Annotated in this window: 16 protein-coding genes; 13 read left to right on the forward strand and 3 right to left on the reverse strand. The window is 43.5% G+C overall.

The genetic code is table 11. The features are described from left to right. Positions 1 to 299: 299 nt before the first annotated feature. Both ACJJI4_RS07585 and ACJJI4_RS07590 read left to right on the forward strand, forming a co-directional pair. Positions 300 to 656: a hypothetical protein gene (locus ACJJI4_RS07585; RefSeq protein ID WP_444927615.1), complete on the forward strand. Its 357-nt coding sequence runs from the start codon at positions 300 to 302 to the stop codon at positions 654 to 656. Continuing rightward, on the forward strand, positions 620 to 2584 hold the full coding sequence (locus ACJJI4_RS07590) for an N-acyl-D-amino-acid deacylase family protein (RefSeq protein WP_444927616.1): 1965 nt from the start codon (positions 620 to 622) through the stop codon (positions 2582 to 2584). Before ACJJI4_RS07585 ends, ACJJI4_RS07590 begins: the two co-directional genes overlap by 37 nt. Positions 2585 to 3012: 428 nt before the next feature. Here the strand turns inward: ACJJI4_RS07590 and ACJJI4_RS07595 are convergent, their stop codons facing one another. Further along, positions 3013 to 4065 (reverse strand): DMT family transporter, encoded by a 1053-nt coding sequence (locus tag ACJJI4_RS07595; RefSeq protein ID WP_444905479.1) that lies wholly within the window; start codon positions 4063 to 4065, stop codon positions 3013 to 3015. Positions 4066 to 4493: 428 nt separating this feature from the next. Continuing rightward, complete coding sequence (locus tag ACJJI4_RS07600; RefSeq protein WP_444905478.1) at positions 4494 to 4988, reverse strand: DoxX family protein; 495 nt, start codon at positions 4986 to 4988, stop codon at positions 4494 to 4496. Between the two features lie 555 nt (positions 4989 to 5543). Between ACJJI4_RS07600 and ACJJI4_RS07605 the strand changes: the two genes are divergently transcribed. The 4 genes from ACJJI4_RS07605 (at position 5544) to ybiA (ending at position 9749) form a co-directional block, all read left to right on the forward strand. Then, complete coding sequence (locus ACJJI4_RS07605) at positions 5544 to 6494, forward strand: IS5 family transposase (RefSeq protein ID WP_444927617.1); 951 nt, start codon at positions 5544 to 5546, stop codon at positions 6492 to 6494. 636 nt (positions 6495 to 7130) lie between these two features. Then, complete coding sequence (locus tag ACJJI4_RS07610) at positions 7131 to 8030, forward strand: ADP-ribosylglycohydrolase family protein (protein WP_444927618.1); 900 nt, start codon at positions 7131 to 7133, stop codon at positions 8028 to 8030. Positions 8031 to 8665: 635 nt separating this feature from the next. Further along, positions 8666 to 8995, forward strand: a complete 330-nt coding sequence (locus ACJJI4_RS07615) for an NINE protein (RefSeq protein ID WP_444927619.1) — start codon at positions 8666 to 8668, stop codon at positions 8993 to 8995. 202 nt (positions 8996 to 9197) lie between these two features. Beyond that, positions 9198 to 9749: a riboflavin biosynthesis intermediates N-glycosidase gene (gene ybiA, locus ACJJI4_RS07620; RefSeq protein WP_444927620.1), complete on the forward strand. Its 552-nt coding sequence runs from the start codon at positions 9198 to 9200 to the stop codon at positions 9747 to 9749. Between the two features lie 201 nt (positions 9750 to 9950). Here the strand turns inward: ybiA and ACJJI4_RS07625 are convergent, their stop codons facing one another. Further along, a complete protein-coding gene (locus tag ACJJI4_RS07625) occupies positions 9951 to 10778 on the reverse strand; it encodes a DUF2306 domain-containing protein (RefSeq protein ID WP_444927621.1) in 828 nt (275 codons plus the stop codon). Positions 10779 to 10966: 188 nt separating this feature from the next. Here ACJJI4_RS07625 and ACJJI4_RS07630 point away from each other — a divergent pair, with 188 nt between their 5' ends. The 7 genes from ACJJI4_RS07630 to ACJJI4_RS07660 all read left to right on the forward strand — a co-directional run bounded on the left by ACJJI4_RS07630 (position 10967) and on the right by ACJJI4_RS07660 (position 17304). After that, the gene (locus ACJJI4_RS07630; RefSeq protein ID WP_444927622.1) at positions 10967 to 12238 is read left to right on the forward strand and encodes a sensor histidine kinase; all 1272 of its coding nucleotides are present in this window, start codon (positions 10967 to 10969) and stop codon (positions 12236 to 12238) included. After that, the gene (locus ACJJI4_RS07635; RefSeq protein ID WP_444905472.1) at positions 12238 to 12912 is read left to right on the forward strand and encodes a response regulator; all 675 of its coding nucleotides are present in this window, start codon (positions 12238 to 12240) and stop codon (positions 12910 to 12912) included. The genes ACJJI4_RS07630 and ACJJI4_RS07635 overlap by 1 nt, the downstream gene beginning before the upstream one ends. Then, positions 12899 to 13348, forward strand: coding sequence for a hypothetical protein (locus ACJJI4_RS07640; protein WP_444913589.1), 450 nt, complete (start codon positions 12899 to 12901; stop codon positions 13346 to 13348). Before ACJJI4_RS07635 ends, ACJJI4_RS07640 begins: the two co-directional genes overlap by 14 nt. Before the next feature lie 638 nt (positions 13349 to 13986). After that, complete coding sequence (locus ACJJI4_RS07645; protein ID WP_444927623.1) at positions 13987 to 14613, forward strand: hypothetical protein; 627 nt, start codon at positions 13987 to 13989, stop codon at positions 14611 to 14613. 365 nt (positions 14614 to 14978) lie between these two features. Further along, positions 14979 to 15545 (forward strand): undecaprenyl-diphosphatase, encoded by a 567-nt coding sequence (locus ACJJI4_RS07650; protein ID WP_444912894.1) that lies wholly within the window; start codon positions 14979 to 14981, stop codon positions 15543 to 15545. A 578-nt stretch (positions 15546 to 16123) separates the two neighbouring features. Next, positions 16124 to 16465 (forward strand): hypothetical protein, encoded by a 342-nt coding sequence (locus tag ACJJI4_RS07655; protein ID WP_413665561.1) that lies wholly within the window; start codon positions 16124 to 16126, stop codon positions 16463 to 16465. A gap of 239 nt (positions 16466 to 16704) precedes the next feature. Beyond that, positions 16705 to 17304 (forward strand): dihydrofolate reductase family protein, encoded by a 600-nt coding sequence (locus tag ACJJI4_RS07660; RefSeq protein WP_444927624.1) that lies wholly within the window; start codon positions 16705 to 16707, stop codon positions 17302 to 17304. The last annotated feature ends 78 nt before the right edge of the window (positions 17305 to 17382 follow it).

A 17382-nucleotide genomic window follows, 5' to 3' on the forward strand; every position in this document is an offset into this window, starting at 1 on the left:
TTTAAGCGATAAATAGTGTTTGATTCAAAGATTGTAACAGATAAGGTTAGAGTAAGGTGAATTTTAAGTCCGTTTAGTTGTGTTTTGTGGTGTGCCCTATAAAGATAAATTGATAAGGATGATTATGAATGCCAAGTCGATTCTCAATTTTCTCATCGCAGGTATCATATTATTTGGTGTTTCAATTCTTGCTGAGAATAGCGGTATTCTAAAGCATGGAGTATTAAAGGTGTGGAATTATCTATTTCGCCGTATCGTGAAGTTCTTGGTTTGAGTTATGTAGTTAATGGGGAGTAATTGTGAAATTTACACAGAGTTTATTAGTTAAGTATTGCCTTATTTTATTGTTCCTTTTCTACAGTGCGGTAACTCTGGCACAGAACAATAAAATAGATTATTTGGACATTTTGATTCTTGATGGAAAAGTTATCGATGGTTCAGGTAATCCATGGATAAAGCAAGATGTAGGAGTGGTCGATGACAAGATAGTCTTTGTAGGGAACGCTGATAGTCTTAGGAGCAAGGCTAAATTAACCATTAATGCTGAGGGGTTATATGTTACTCCTGGGTTTATTGACATGCATAGCCATGCAGATCTCAATGATCCGCAGGGAAAAAAATGTTACCGCAGATCTTTCAGGGTGTTACCTCGGTAATTGTTGGTGTAGATGGATTTGGGAAAAATGATGTTCTAAAGCAATATAAAATCGCTGAGGGGGGAAGAGAAAGGCTCAGTGATACCGGCGTCAATATAGGAACTTACGTGGGTTTCAATCAGGCTCGCTTGAACGTTATGGGGATGAATGATAGACCTGCCAGTAATGAAGAGCGTTCAAAAATGACGCAGTATCTTGAAAGTGGTATGCAGCAAGGTGCTTTTGGGGGCTCAACGGGTCTTTTTTACCGACCGGCTTCTTATGCCTCAACAAAAGAAGTGATTGAATCCCTGTCATTCTTAAATAAGTATAAAGCTATTTATGATACCCATGATAGGGATTTGGGGGCAGTTCTAAACGGTATAGGATACGATGCTTCTGTTGCTGAAGCTATCAAAATTGGTTCTGCAATAGATGCAAGAATTATCTTTAGCCATTTTACTCCACAGGGTAAGCATAACGACGGACGAGCTAACGTAGGGATAGATTTGATCAATAATGCCAGGGCGGATGGTGCTCAGGTATTTGCTGCACAACATCCATATACTGCAACGCAGAGTTCATTGCTGGCTTATACTAGTCCAGACTGGGCTTTAGCTGGAGGAATGACATCTTTACTTGAACGCTTACAAAGTAAAAATCTCTTAAATCGTTTGCATTCAGAGCATAGGCAGATGCTTGACATTCGTGGTGGCCCGGAAAAATTATTATTTACTGATAATAATAAAGACCTCAATGGAAAAACGTTAGCACAAGTATCCAAGGAATTAAATCTAACATCTTTAGATACTGTACTTCATATTGCTCAGGAGCAAAGAGATGCTTCTGTGATGAATCTTGAATTATATGATATGGACAATATTCGCTTATTAGCAACACAGGAATGGATGATGACGAGCTCGGATGGTGGCTCACACGCTGTGCCAGGCCAGCGTGCACATCCTAGAACATTTGGAGCGTTTGCTAAGAAGATAAGGCAGTTTGTTGTTGATGAATCTCTGATTTCTTTACCATTCTTGATTAGGGGGATGACAGCATTGCCCGCGAGTTTCTTAGGCATTCAGGATCGGGGGCGATTGGCTCCTGGATATTATGCCGATATTGCTATCTTTGATTTGGATCTGGTCAATGATCGAGCAACTTACGAAGATCCGCAGCAGTTCGCAGAAGGCTTTATTCATGTATTAGTTAATGGCGAGTTGGCCTTGTACCACGGTGAGATAAAGAGTACAGATTTAGGACAGGTTTTACTTAGGCACCAGCCGCTAGTGAATGAAATGCCAACCGCACTACAAGTTAAAGAAAGTCTCTTAGGTGCTTTTGGAGGGAAGGATTCATTACATAAGATTGAATCTTTAACATCTACAATAGAGTTATCATCAGAAAGCAAGCCGTTGCGTACAAAAATTCAATATTTAAATTTCTTGAATGAATCCATCGCCGAATATTCAGATCGTGAAAATGTAATTCACTTTGGAGTAGAAGGTCAATACGAACTATTTCAAGGTGGCAATTCAATTGACCCTGAGTCAGCTGCCTATATTAGCTTAAATAAGAAGGATAATTTGCTTCAGGGATTATGGCTTAATTTCCTTTATTTTCTACGTGACCCATCGATGGAAGTGCAGGGTCCATTTGATGTGCCTGAGCACAGAAATGAAAGCTGGTGGAAGCTCGTCTCAGGGGGAAGGATTACCCCTTTACTTGGTATAGACCCTGATACTGGGTATATTAGAAAGGTACTTTATAAAAATGGTGTTTATGTTGAGGAGTTTGATTATAGAAGGGTTGAGTCAGGCGTCGTTTGGCCACATCAATTTAAAGTAATAAATAATGGTAAAGTTAGCCTGAGCGGTCGATACAGCACTCTAAAGATTAACTCAGGTTCAGGGCTTGTGGTATTACCATCTTGGTTTCCTGAGAATTAGTTTACTAGGAAAAAAACACATTGCTACTCGCCTATTAATAGATAGTTGGCTACGGTTGGCCCGAGGGTGAGCCTTGCTTGTATTAATTCGGATTTTGATTGGCAGTGTGTTTTCTACAACAGTGGTAATTGGAAGGTCAGATTTGAATTGGTACTTGTAAGTATTTACCGGCTTAAATTATAGCTCGGGCTTTTTGCCGTTTAGTCAGGAGTGGCTAATTCAGAAATCCAACCTCAGGTAAGTTAGCTTCCGAGTAAGAAAAATTTTTCACCAATGTCTTTTAGCTATACCTCCATGCGAACAGAGATTTCTCTCAATATAGGCGATAGTTTTGAGCTTTGAATTTTCGCAAAGTCCACTACGTAGCCTTGCAAAGCCTATATCATCACCTAAGTCTCCACTATAGTATCTGTTTCATCTACTAAGCTCTATACCCCTTTAAAAGAGCATGGTTTTTCATACTTCATTTCGATGGCTTTTTGCTCGCGATATTGGCCGAGTAATGAGATACCTATTCCGGACATAATAATGATACCCCCAATGATTTGAGCGAAGTTGGGAACCTCTTGCAGGATAAGAAAGGCGAAGAAAGTACCGGCTACGGGAGTAATGGCTGTGGCGATAGAGATATCAGCAGAGCTCGCCCCTCCTTGGAGTCCTTTAAACCAGGTGATCTGCCCAAAGACAATAATGATTGCCCCGTATACAAGCATCCACACCCAGAGGAAGGGAGAGAATAGGTCGTCAAAGTGGTGGGGGCCAAATACAGAGAGGACAATGACCGAAAAGAGTATCGCTCCCGCAAGCATGCGGAAAGTTGAAAAGACGCCAATAGGGACGCGATCAAGCAGTTTCCGGCTCGCCTGAACGGCAATGACTCCTAAGAGTGTTGCTACAGCGGTTAAAATTTCTCCAGCTTTGGGAAGGTCTTGAAGAAATTGGTTCATGGCTGGATTTCCAAGGTTCAGCATTTTCATACTCATTGGATCTTCCATCGGGGATTGGTGTAGGACAAAAATTGCAATAACACCAACCGTTACCACAAGGGCTCCCACTATTGCGAACCCAGTAGGCCTTTCCCTGAACATCAGATAAGCGAACAAAAGCCCCAAGGGAGCATCTAGAGTTGCAATTAAAACGACATTGGTCACTTCTGTGAGCATCAGAGCAATAAAGAAGAAGGCCGGGGCAAGAACTCCAGACATCAAAATAAGCACGAACATGTAAAACCAGTCTTTGAATGGATATTGCTTTAAGATGCTGAGACGCCAATCTTTCCTATAGATTATTAAAAGAGTGATACCTGCCAAGAGATTTCCAGCGAACAAAAGGTTGCAAAAAGAGATTGGGTTGTTTCCATTAATGGGGTGGCTGGCACCTAACTCCCCGATTTTTGCAACGACTGAGTTGGAGGCAGCAAAAATAAGAATCGAAATCCACAGCCAAAATCTGGTACTTTTTACGGCGTGTTGATTTTCCATCTAGTATCCCTTGAGCGCCATGGTGGGCTGTAATGAGTTTACCTCACCCAAAGCAAAGTACGCCTTTACTATCTGGCCGTTGAGGAGAGGTGATTCTGATCTGGATTAGTTTAGACCAAATCCAATAGTTGTCTGGAAAAGAGAATTTTATTGTATATAAGGATATTGGGGTTTTTATCTAGAATGGGGATGTTGTTAGGTATTATCTTTGTTTTAGCAACTTACTGGATAGGGTGTGTCTGTGCAGTTCATCCAGAGTATATGGAAGTAAGATCTTTACCTACTTTACTAACATTGAAGTTCTATAAGTTCACCATATGGTGAGCTAGATTTCGCATTTTCTGCTCTATTGGCATGTTACTATTAGGTATAAATATAGTGATGATACCTCAGCGCAATGTATCTTTTCGTAGGCAGCCATTCCATTTTTACTTGATCCTGTGAATGCCTAGTTTACTTGCGATTAGATTGTCTAAACTGAATTTTCCAGGACCTGTAATTATTAGCCATATGAATAAAATAATATATAAAACTTGAGGTAAATAGAGAAACCAGCTCATCCAATCTAATGGTCCAATATCTTTAGGGATGACACTTTCTATTTCAACGGTAATAATGGCAACAATCATCACAATAGACAGGACGACGGCGACAAGTGTTGACAGTAGGCCTACCATTAAAAGTAACCCTCCGAAGAACTCCACAGAAGCTAAAAAAAATGCCATAAACTCATGAAATGGAACTCCTATTTCATTCATTAAGTTAATAAGATCTGCATGCCTCTCAGGGATAAATAGCTTATTGTATCCTGATACCGAAAAAAACAATCCCAGTGATACTCGCGTAATTAAAATAGGCAACCACTCCCATCCGGGATTGCCGACAAGTATTTTATTAATTAGAGGAGAGGATTTTGTGAACATCTTTACGCTCCAGTAGGGTGTTTTTTGCGCCTGATATTGGATGGTCTCTATTTTTCATATAGTTACATATTGTTTATATTCCTGAGTTGTATATAAGCAGGATGTAAATGAATAGCTGAATCAGTCATTGTTACTGTACTTTTGTAAATTCTGGAGGGGGTTGAGGATTCACCGATAACAGCCGGTATATTAGACATCCTCTTATTAACAAGCAAAGATAATGAAAGCGATGCTTTGCATGACAGTAACTCATTCATTCCTCATCCCAAATGAACCATTTGGGTTTGTGCTCATGCCGGAATACCATGCGCTAGCGAGATATTTAAAACAAAAGCTACGATATCCAGATAACTAAAACATATTAGCTTACTTACACGCCAAGGCAAGCGAATTGATACGTGACCATAGTAATTACGCCAAATAGATAGTCCTCGACAATTTGGTTAGCTAACTAACCATATTTGGTAGGAGCGTAAGATGACTTTCTAGGGAACCTCTGAATAATTCCGAGCCAATTTGGTAGTATTCAGTTATCCGTCAAGACTACGATAGATTATGCACCAAGTCACCTTTGCCGAAGCAGAATATAAGCTAAAGCGCCGTATAACTCGCCGAGAGAAGTTTCTTTCTCAAATGGAAACCCTCGTCCCATGGCAGCGACTAGAAGCTCAGATCACTCCTTGCTATCCACAAGGCAAACGTGGCCGACAGCCATATCCATTGAGTGTCATGCTCCGTATTCATTGCATGCAGCTATTTTACAATCTCAGTGATCCCGCTATGGAGGATGCACTGTATGAAATTGAATCCATGCGTAGTTTTGCTGGATTGACTTTGAGCGGCCCAATTCCTGATGAAACAACGATTCTTAACTTTCGCCACTTACTGGAGCTGAATCAGCTAGGTACAGCCCTTTTTGATGAAATCAATAAACATCTTGCTGAGAATGGCATGGCACTGCGTGAAGGCACCATTGTAGATGCCACTATTATCTCTGCGCCAACTTCAACTAAGAATAAAAAGAAAGAGCGTGATCCAGAAATGCATCAAACAAAGAAGGGCAATCAGTGGCACTTTGGAATGAAGATGCATATCGGGGTTGATGATGTGCTCGGAGTAATACATAGCGTCGATACAACAGCAGCGAATTCGCATGATGTCACAGCCACAGAGCGAGTCCTCCACGGGGAGGAAGGAAGAGTCTGGGGTGACTCCGGATACATTGGTGCGGAGAAACGTGAAGAGTTGAAAGAGCGGAAGGTTGATTGGTACATAGCAATGAAGCCAAGCAAGCTGAAAACTCTTCCTGGGCTTGATGCACTCCGTAAGGCGGAAAAGATCAAGGCGCAGATAAGAGCGAAGGTTGAGCACCCCTTTCGCTACATTAAACGGGTATTTGGTTATGACAAGGTCCGCTATCGGGGACTGTTAAAGAATACTGAGCGGCTGTGCTTGCTAGCAGGCTTTACTAACTTACTAATAGGGAGAAAATATTTGGCCACCTAGGGGCGGTGCGCATGAAATCCGCCAACTGGGGATTTCATGTGAAAAATTAGGGGGCTATTACGCGAAAATTAAGCGTTTTGCGTAGAAAAGTGAATTTTTCAAACAATTCAGCTTAATTCTAGAAAAATGCTTCATTGATCAGAGGTTCCCTAGATATTTTATAGCGACATATGACGTTAATACTACCCAAAATTTGTATTTATACCAACTCATTAAGTGCTTTTTCATTCTATTCGTAGTGGCATCTATACCATAAGAGCTTAAGTCCACAGTAATGAGGTATGTGTGTCTTTTGATAGGATATACCTAGAAGATTTTCTTGTTCGGAACAGAGGCTATCAACCTGTAAAAAGTTATAATCTGCAAGCCCGGCTATAGAGTCTTGTATTCATTTGTTATCAAGCTTTTCTGAAGTAGGGTATCATCATGTTGTTAAAGGTGAGTTGGGGTGGAAAGGAATCTGTACATGAGGAAAGCTAGCGGTTTTTCTGGAGTTCTTGACAAGAAGGCAGTTCAACTTGGCTGGATTTTTCATTTGTCAGATGTACATGGCTTCTCTGTCGTCTCACAGTTACGATAACAAAAAAGCTGTAGTTATCACGGCGTTGGCAAACAAGGATTGAGGTAGTATTTAGTTTGGAAGATAGAATTATTGGATCTCTCGTAGGGTTAGCTTGCGGAGATGCTGTAGGTACTACGCTGGAGTTTGAGGTACGAGGTACGTTCGAGCCAATTAAAGATATGGTTGGAGGCGGCCCTTTTAGGCTACAACGTGGAGAATGGACAGATGACACATCTATGGCTCTTTGCCTTGCTCATAGCCTCTTAAGCAAACTCGACTTTGATCCAGAAGACCAAATGAATCGCTACTGTAATTGGTATCAATACGGGTATATGAGTAGTAACGGACGATGTTTTGATATCGGAATTACAGTATCCAAGCCCTTAGAGCAATACCTTCAAACTAGAGACCCATTTTCTGGAAGTATAGATATACGGTCATCTGGGAATGGATCGCTAATGAGGCTGGCACCAATACCTATTTTCTTCAGTAAGAGCGAAGAGCTTTGTATCAAATATGCTGGAGAAAGCTCAAGGACAACACATGGGTCTTATCTTTGCATAAGCTCTTGCCGGATGCTTTCATTGTTGATTTATCGAGCCTTTAGGGCGGGAAGTAAAGATGAAGTTTTTGATGGGTTAGATCCAACTGATTATTGCGAGGAACTTCGATCACTAACCAACAAGGATTTCTCCGCACTTGGCTATAAAGAGATAAATGGCAGTGGATATGTGATAGAGAGTTTGATTGCGGCTGCTTGGTGCTTTTATCATGGAAATAGTTTTCGCGAGTGTATCCTTTTGGCTGCAAATCTCGGTAATGATGCGGATACAACTGCGGCTATTTGCGGGCAGATGGCGGGTGCTTTTTATGGGTACTCCAACATTCCAGTTAATTGGCGAGAGGGGATTGTAATGTCAGCTGAGATAAGAAAGTTGGCGATTGACCTATATCATGCAGGTAGGACCATCTAACCAGGATATAAATCTCGTTTTTTGGCCACTTGTTTGGCTTTCAACGGGTCTGCGATATACTATACGTTATGCTAATGATGGTGGGGTGAGTACGGTAAATACACTTATATGCTGCTACCTAAAAGGGTAGTGGCGCTTCCTTAGAGTTTGGCCCTCTATTCGGCTTGATGCTTTGGATAATCGACTACCCGCTTTCATTCCGTGTAGCTCCTTCCTTCGTGGGGGATGTGAGAATTGAGGGTATAAATGCCTATCTTGACTTGATTGCCATTCGCTTTTAGGAAGAGAAACCTAGTTGTTTATCACTGAAACTCTGGATATGAGTATTCATTCTTTGAAGAATGCCTTGGGAGCTGGTTCTTGTGGACTGAATAAACTGGAGGTACGGAGGTCGACAGTTTGGTGGCCTTTAGAATTATAGGGAACCGTGATATATAGTCGCTACTTGTGAGTGAACTGTTATATTTTAGAAGTAGATTAAGGAGTATTAATGTGGATGGAAATATCTATGAACAGCCCACATCTGAGCTTGAACGAAACCTAGTATTTTGTAGAGACTGCGGGTCCCAGATTTCAAGAACGGCACCCTCTTGCCCAAGTTGTGTGCGGCTCAGCAGGTAGGCGGGAAAGGAAAGGTGGCTGCAGGGTTGCTGGCTATATTCTTAGGTGGCTTTGGTATTCATCGATTCTATCTAGGGCAGTGGTGGGGATTGTTCTATCTTCTATTCTGCTGGACGGGAATTCCAGGACTAATCTCCTTTATCGAAGGAATTGTGTTCTTATGCACTTCTGACGAGAAGTGGTTAGATAAATATGGGCATAAAAATGGAAGTTCTGCATTAGTTTTAGTGCTTATACTCTTCTTTGTAGTAATACCTGTAATTGGAATCTTAGCTGCGGTTTCAATTCCTGCATATCAAGACTATGTTGAGCGCGCTCAGCAACAACAATTAGAGTCTCGTTAGCTTTATAATAACTTAATGACGGTCTCTCTTAGTGGAGTCGTCATTAAGGCTCAATGGAGTTACATAAATAGACTTAGATCTTGGAATTCAAATGTTTTCACGACCTTAAATTCCTATAGGGTTCAACACTTTGGCTCACTCTGTGAGCGGCTCAGTAAAATACAGTTAAGAATAGTATTACATTAAGCATATGGCAGTAAATGTGAAGATCACAACTAGAGATGAACTTGTTGATTTTGTAAATCAAGGCAATAGGGTGAAGTATATCTTTTTCTGGGGGCACCAGGAAAAAGGAAGTCAAGTATCAAAGAGCTGTTTTAGTCAGTGGTATGAGTCAAAGTTCGTAGAAGATGCAAATAAATTTATCACTGCAGAGCATTACATGATGTACCATAAGGCGAAGTTATTTGGTGACGACAGCGCGTGCAAGAAAGTTCTCCTTGCTGGCACTCCTGGAGAGGCTAAGGCAATTGGTCGCGGGGTACGTGGCTTCCAGCAAGAAATATGGAATGAGAAACGATTTGAGATTGTGGTAAATGCTAATTTTGCTAAGTTTTCTCAAAATTCTGAGCTAAAGCAATTTTTGCTTAATACAGAAGACAGAGTATTAGTTGAGGCTAGTCCAGTAGATAGAATATGGGGCATTGGTCTGGCCCAAGATAATTCTGCGTCAGAAAATCCCAACGATTGGAAAGGCCTTAATCTTTTAGGGTTCGCACTTATGGAAGTGAGAGCCAGGCTAACAGGCATCTAAAATAGCTTGTGGGTGTAGAATAGGGGAAGGTGGGTGCCGAGCTGTCAGTACGAGGTAACTCCTCGGATCACACAAATGCATAGTGCCAAAATTAATTTAGTACTCTAGTTTCTAATTCTTCGCTCAGAGCGGGATATCCAAGTCGTGAACCTCTAAAGCCAAATCACCATAAGAAGTTCACGATAACCAACCCAAGTAGCTTTAGATCCGTGGCAGCCACATTCCCATCGTAGCAGCAAAAATACCAATGGCCATAAACACGGTCAGCGGTACTAATGTACTGACAAACGCAATCTGGGTACCCTGTGCGGCTCCACGCTTTTGACAGTGAAAATACCATTCCAGCATGGCCAGTGGGAACAGGTATTGGCCGAAGCCCAGTGCATATAAGAAAGGCCCGGTAAAGGATTTCCAGTCAATCCCCCAGCCGCCGGTTAGCATTGCCCAGCCCATCAAGGCTACACGAAAAAACCACACTGCACTTGCTGCCATAAAAAGACGCAAGGCCCAGCGGCGGTGCTCAGCAATGCGTCTGGCCATCGCAGTCTGCACTGCCAGAAAGGCAAATAACAGAATCAGTATGCCGTCCATTGTAATGCTGATCTGCGACACCAGGTTGCCAAAAGTGTGCCGCGTCCAGGTCATGTAGAGCCCCGCAATACTGGCGATGACTGCGGTCAGCAGATAGCTGCGTCCCAGCCAGCGGTGGAAGTTAGGGGCATGGCGCCGCACCGAAGGGATTAGCTGAAGTGGACCACCGCCGATGACAATCGCGGCCAATAGCACGTGGCTCACCGAAGCCAGGTTGCCTAATATATCTCCCTCGCGGAAGCCTGCCGGCAGGTGTAGCCCTTTCAAGCCGTGCACTCCTGATTCGGCAATGGGAGGGTAGAAGACGGCCAGGATATAGGCAAAGAAGATCGCATGGCCGATAGCCGCGATGCAGAACCAGGTTTTTACCGACAGGTTAACAGCCCGCCGGGTATCGAATGGTCGCGGTAGTGTTTGGCTGAGTACAGCGTCGTTCATGGGGTTCTCCAGGCGATTATGGTCCGTATTGGGTCTTAATGTGCTTGCCGGACATGTTCTGCTTTTTCAGACCTACGCACATCGGCCGCAGGCAGGAATCGAACTCCTCCAAAAGGTGGAGAGTTTGCCGTATCCATCTCCCCCGAAAGTCCCATGACAGCTGGTTGCCCCTGGTTTAGCATGCGGAAATGAAATCTTCGTCCCTAAGTACGCCTGCGCCGAATCCGCCCAATGCCAGCACGGAACTGCCCAAGCTCCCTATGTGGCGGCCCTTACGTGGGCCGTTTGAGCGATGGCCGCACCTGACCGACTTGTTTATTGCGTTGCTTATGTTCTTGCTGACGCTTTTGATGTGGTCGCGCAACGGCTCCCCCGAAGTGCTATCCATGCAGAGCCTGTGGGATGTTATTGCTTTCCAGTGTGCATTCGTTGGCTCCTTCGCTCTGTTGTGGCGTCGCACCCACCCTTGGCAGGTACAGGCCGTTATTCTCGGCGCAACAATATTGCTGGAGCTGGGTTTGCCGGCAGATGGCATCGTGGCTATGGCGATTTCGCTGTATAGCCTCGGTCGTTACGAGGCCAATACCCGGGCCAGCTTTTTTGGCGTTATCGCGACGCTGGTTTTTGTGGCGCTTGACCAGGGTATTCCGGTTCAGCCAACTGCAGCAGGCACAGTAACGGTGATGCTGGTATGGGCGCTGTGGTATATCGGCCGCCGGCTGCGCTTTCGCGGTGAATATCTGCGCTTGTTGGAAGAGAGGGCCAAGTATTTGGAGCGCGAGCGCAATGCCGAATCCGAGCGCGCAGTTGTAGCCGAGCGCACTCGAATCGCCCGTGAGATGCATGATGTGGTGGCGCACCAAGTGAGTCTTATGACTGTGCAGGCCGGTGCCGCCAGGGCTATCAGCCGCAATAACCCGCAAGCTGCTAATGAGGCTATGGCTTCTGTAGAGGCGGCTGGCCGTCAGGCCATGGCAGAAATGCGTCATTTACTCGGTGTACTGCGACCGACTAATAACGACACTGCGCTCACTCCGCAACCAGAACTCGGCGATTTGCCAGATCTGATTGAAAAGGTCCGACAGGTGTTAACCCAGGTTGACTATGAGGCCAACGGTGCACTGGAGAAAGTGCCAACCAGCGTCGCGCTCGCCGCCTATCGCATCGTTCAGGAATCCCTCACCAATGTCATCAAGCACGTCGGTGCTGCAGCGCGAGTGCAAGTGAGTGTGCGCGCAGATCACGGCACTCTCACAATTCGAGTGCGCGATGATGGAAATACTCACGGCGAGCGGCCCATGAGGGAAATAGCTATTGATGGGCAGCCAGGCGGTGGGCACGGCATCGCGGGAATGCGCGAGCGCGCGGAACTGCTCGGTGGCTATCTGTATGCGGGTGTAGTCGATGGTGGCGGTTTTGAGTTATATGCACAACTACCTACAGGAATGGTAAAAACATAATGTTGCGAGTGATGGTAGTGGACGACCAGGCTTTGGTGCGACGCGGTTTTGCCCTGATTCTGGATAACCAGCCCGATATCGAGGTGGTCGCCGAGGCCGGTACCGGCGTCGAGGCGATTGAAGCCGCGCGAGTGTACCAGCCGGATATCATCCTAATGGATATCCGTATGCCGGAGATGGACGGGCTGGAATCCACAGCGCGCATCCTGGAAGCTAGTGATGCAACTTGCCGTGTCATTATTTTGACCACGTTCGATCCTGATGAATACGTGTTTCGTGCGCTGCGGGCTGGCGCCAGTGGCTTTGTGCTCAAGGATATTCCCCCAGAGGCGCTGGTACAGGCAGTGCGCACCGTAGCAGAGGGCGGTGCCATGCTTGCACCGGGCATCACCCAACGCTTGATAAGCCAGTTCGCACAGAAACTGGGAACTGGGCGCAACCTGGCAAAGCGGCTGGAGCGCCTGACCACCCGGGAGCGTGAAGTACTGGAAGCCATCGCCGCAGGCAAGAGTAATGCAGAGATTGCTGAGACCCTATTTATTGGCCCTGCTACCGTGAAAACCCACGTTTCCAGTATGCTGTCAAAATTGGAGGTGCGCGATCGTGCGCAGGCAGTCGTATTTGCCTACGAATGTGGCCTAGCCACCGTGGGGGAGCGTGATGTCGGCTTCTAGATCAAAGCCTGCTTTGCAACGCAATGCACTTTATCGCCTTGCCGCCTGTGGCACTGTGGTTCTGGGGCTGTTTCTCTTCCTTGGAGCCCAGGGCCACTTTGTTGCCATCTGGCCGTTGGTAACCAGCGATGGTATCGGTTTATTCCGTCGTTTGTTGTTGATGTTACCCGGTGTGATGCTCGCCGGCACGGCGGTGTTGAACCTCCTGCTTTGTAAGCCACTCTGGCAAGAACGTCGCTATGCCCTCAACGTTACTCTCGCGGTAAATTTGCTTACTACGAGCTATTTGTTCTACCTAATGATACGTGGGGTTCCCAATCACCCTATTGGTATATTTCTCGCATTGGAGATGTCTTTTGTATTATTGCTCCTAGTAACAAGAACTGGACTGGTATGGCCTATGTCAGCAGAACCGCCGGTTGAGATGGACATTTAGTAGCACAAACGCCCGGCGAGTTTTGCTAACATTCAACACCATAAACCTCAAGGTGTCTTATTCAAAAACAGCTCCATCGGTTAAAGTGGTTTTGGTGGAGCATCGCTTTGTTAGATCCATTCCAAATAGACTTGAAGCGAACCCTTCCGATAACTTCATGGCTTTTTTCACCGCAGCTCATTAGATAGCTTTCCGAGTAAATTCTCCAGAAACAACGTATGGCTTCTTTTCAGTTCCAGCTCTGCGACTGAGAGATTTGTTACAATTTGTAGGTAAACTAGCTCTTTGGGGCGGAGTAGGTGGGCGCGGAAATAGATGATATGAAAGGGGCAGCGGATAAAGTCCTTAATCACCCGAGGGAGGAGAGTGGAAGCAGTATTGGTGGCTATACTTTATTATGTATAGCAGCTATTTCAATAGCTCGTTAACCTAAACTAGAATCTCTAAAAAATATAGAAAAAGGAAAGGGTAGAATTATAGCGGGTCTTGTCCAATGTTTGACTTGAACATCCGTATCAGTTACAGCGGGCTTTTAATTCTCAGAACTTTTTGTGTAATTCGACTAATGAGCTATGAAACTAGATAAAAGCGTGATATATAAGTTTCTGATGGATTAACTGTTATACATCGGAGTGTATTTGAGTATCAAGCGAATAAATCTACTTTCTTGTGCTGCTTTTATTTTAGCTGGTTGTAGTACCGGGCCATACTTAAAACCGAGTGCTCCAATAGGATGGCACAGCACCGAAAACCCGGCATGTTATGGGGCTGAAAAAGTACTAGAGTTCAGTCTTCCTGATTACGATTGGCTGATATTTAGAGTCTTGGCCAAACAACCTACAAAGCGTCACCCAGAAGGTACAAAGTTAATTGCCTATGTAAGGCCTGTCTTGTATAGACATCCTGAGCCAAATGGCACTTGGTCATTATTTCCCTCAGAGCAAGAAAAGAAGACTAAAGAGAGCTTAATCGCCGAACGCAAATCCCAACATATCGAGATCTCATTCTCAAGTGCTGTAGCTACTATCACTTTTCTTGATGGTAGTGAATCCCAAGTTGAGCTGCCATTTTTTCAACAGCCATACCAAATACCATCTGATGAGTCTTATGGGTTCTGGGGACCTGAGGTAGTAATATCTCCTGAAAATCTGGAGTATTTTACGGTAAAACTGCCGCCTCTATTTGTAAATGATGAAGAAGTTACAATCCCGCCAATCGAATTTAAAGTCAGCGAAAGTACATATGTTCCAGTGCTAAATTGTTAAAGAATAGCGCTTGATAAGTAAAAGTAGAAAATTCTCTACACTGCTACCTTGAGGGTAAATAGATATGAGTAATGAGCTTCCAATTTAAAATATTAGTGTTAATTATATTCTTCCTGTTTGGGGGAATTATGGTGTATGTCGACTCCTGAACTATGATAAGGGATGGATTGAATCTATTGAGCAACTAGAGCACTACAAAGACTAAAGTCTGTTACAGTACTATGTCTTCCAAGTATAAAAGCAGCTGGCTACATACACTAATGAATTCCAGCCCAAAACTACCGTTTGTACCATGCTGGGTACACATTGTTTCGCCTGGATAAAGGCTTAATATTAAGATTTTGAAGGAGTTCAGAGGTTGTTAAATGGAAAAATTCAACGAAACAACTTTTGTTCTTATTAATCAATTTGCAGGAAAAAGTGCAATTTTAGATACTGTTTTAATAGCTGCAGCAGAGGTCATGCCTTATATTTTTATGCTCGTGATGCTCTATCTATGGTTTGATCCAAGTATAGAAAGAAAAAGGTCCAGCCTGAATTGCGGGTTGTCTGTGTTACTCGGTATGTTAATGAGCTATATTATTTCTATTTTTTATTATCATTCTCGTCCATTTGTGAATAATCTCGGTACGCAATTAGTAGAACATGCGCCGGACTCTTCATTTCCTTCAGACCATACTACGTTTATTTTTTCGATAGCTATAGTGCTTCTATTTAACAAATCAACTAGGGTAATCGGTGCTGTTTTGTGCCTGTTGAGTGTTGTTAGTGGCTTATCCAGAGTTTTTGTTGGTGTTCACTATCCTTTAGATATACTAGGTGCCATTTTGGTAGCAATTTTCTCATCAGTTGTCGTATTTAAAATACAATATAAAACTCAATTCCTTTTAAATTTTTTGGTTAAAAAGTTACCTGGGAAGAGAGTCGGTTAGAACTAAAAGTAGTTGATGCTTCTCTTGCATTTATAATATTTACTTTCTATTTTATATACCATACATTGGGTTAGGGGGCTGTCATTTATAGTGAAGAAATAGAAGTGGAGTTTTCATTGTTCCTCTCGATTAATGGTATGCTGAGCTGGATTGATGGAAGCGATGAGATCGTGCGAACCTCAGGTAGGAAATCATAAGGGTTTGTGTTTCTGAAGCTTGGTTAACAGTCGGTTGATATGGATTCCTCCATTTTGTGGTTTTTAATTCCAGCCTCTTTCCAAGTTAGTACGGCTGAGTGGTACACATAACTTGTTCTTACTTAATTTTAACATCCATAGGGGAGGTCTGCTTTAGCTCCTTAAGTAAGATATATATCTTACTTGTTTACTCTCAAAGTAAAGAGTGGGTATGTGTAAAAATTGGAGAGGAATAGTTTTTTTGTTGGTAAACATAGGTGCCAACTTAATACGATTCCTTTATCTATCGCTCTTTTTACTGTAGGGACGAGAAGCTTTAGAATTATAGGTAGGCATGGTATATAGATACTGCTTTTTAGTTAATAGTTGTAAGAGGACCGCATGAATAAGGAATTTCTAGACCACATAATTTCGTATATATATTTCCCGTCTTTAGGAGCGTTGCTGTTAGCTACGCTTTTTGCTCCGATAGGACTGAAGGGATTGTCAAAATTCTCTAAATTCGCCCGTTTTTCGGTTGGTGTTTATTTAAGTATCACAATTGCCGCTTGTTCTGCTTTGCTCGCATTTTCATATGGAGGTTGCTTCGAGAACTGTTCTGAGAGCGTAGATGATGAGATTGGTATTTTTATTGCTAGTATAATCAATTTTATAGGTGCGGTATTTGTATTTCGCTTCCTTTCAAAGAACTGGCCTAATAAGCAAAAGCAAGGTGCTGCATAAATGTACTCTGGCTTAAGACATTAGCTGTATAAGGTAAGCTATCGCTGCGTTACTACTTGTGTTTGTGATTCATGTCGCTATTGAACTCATGTATGGTAAATGCTTGCCGTGTTTCTTTTTCAAGTTGTAAGTGGTTTTATAATCCAGAGCTATACTCGCTTCCGGCATATTCGTGCCTATATAGCTGAGATTGGCGTTATTCGGCACAAATTATTCATCTCTTTCGCGAGAATCAACCAATGAGAAACTTAGCCATATTAGTATTTCAAACACTTGACGGAGTAATGCAAGCACCGAGTGTGCCTGAGGAAGATTTTTCAGGTGGCTTTAGTCATGGAGGCTGGGCCAAGGATTATAGGGGTGAAGTTATGGAGCAAGTCGGAAGGGAGGCCATGGCGGAACCTTATGATCTGCTATTAGGACGTAATACGTACAATTTATTTGCTACAAGTTTTTCAAATGCCAAACCTGGAAATCCAACTGCAGACAAACTTAATCAAGCAAAAAAGTATGTCGTAACATCAGGTAATGATGATCTTACATGGAATAATTCATTCAAGCTAAAGGGGGCAGATGCGGTCGTCGAGATAACCAAAATTAAGAAAATGAATGGGCCTTTACTACAAGTTCATGGAAGTTGGCAGTTGGTGCAGTCACTTCTAAAGCATAACTTGGTAGATGAGCTTAGGCTTTGGACGTTTCCAGTAGTTGTTGGAGAAGGGAAGCGACTGTTCGAAAGCGGTGAAATTTCATCAAAATACAAACTCATCAATTTTGCGAAGTGCCCCTCAGGGGCTTTTATGCATTTTTACAAATCACTGGATGGCAGGGCTATTTAAAGAGCGTTGTTAAATGGAAAGCTCACTCATGCGACTATCCTTGCTGAGATTGTTGTTGAAATAAAAGCAATATTTTCG

Source organism: Microbulbifer maximicatervae (SeqCode) (assembly GCF_052467305.1).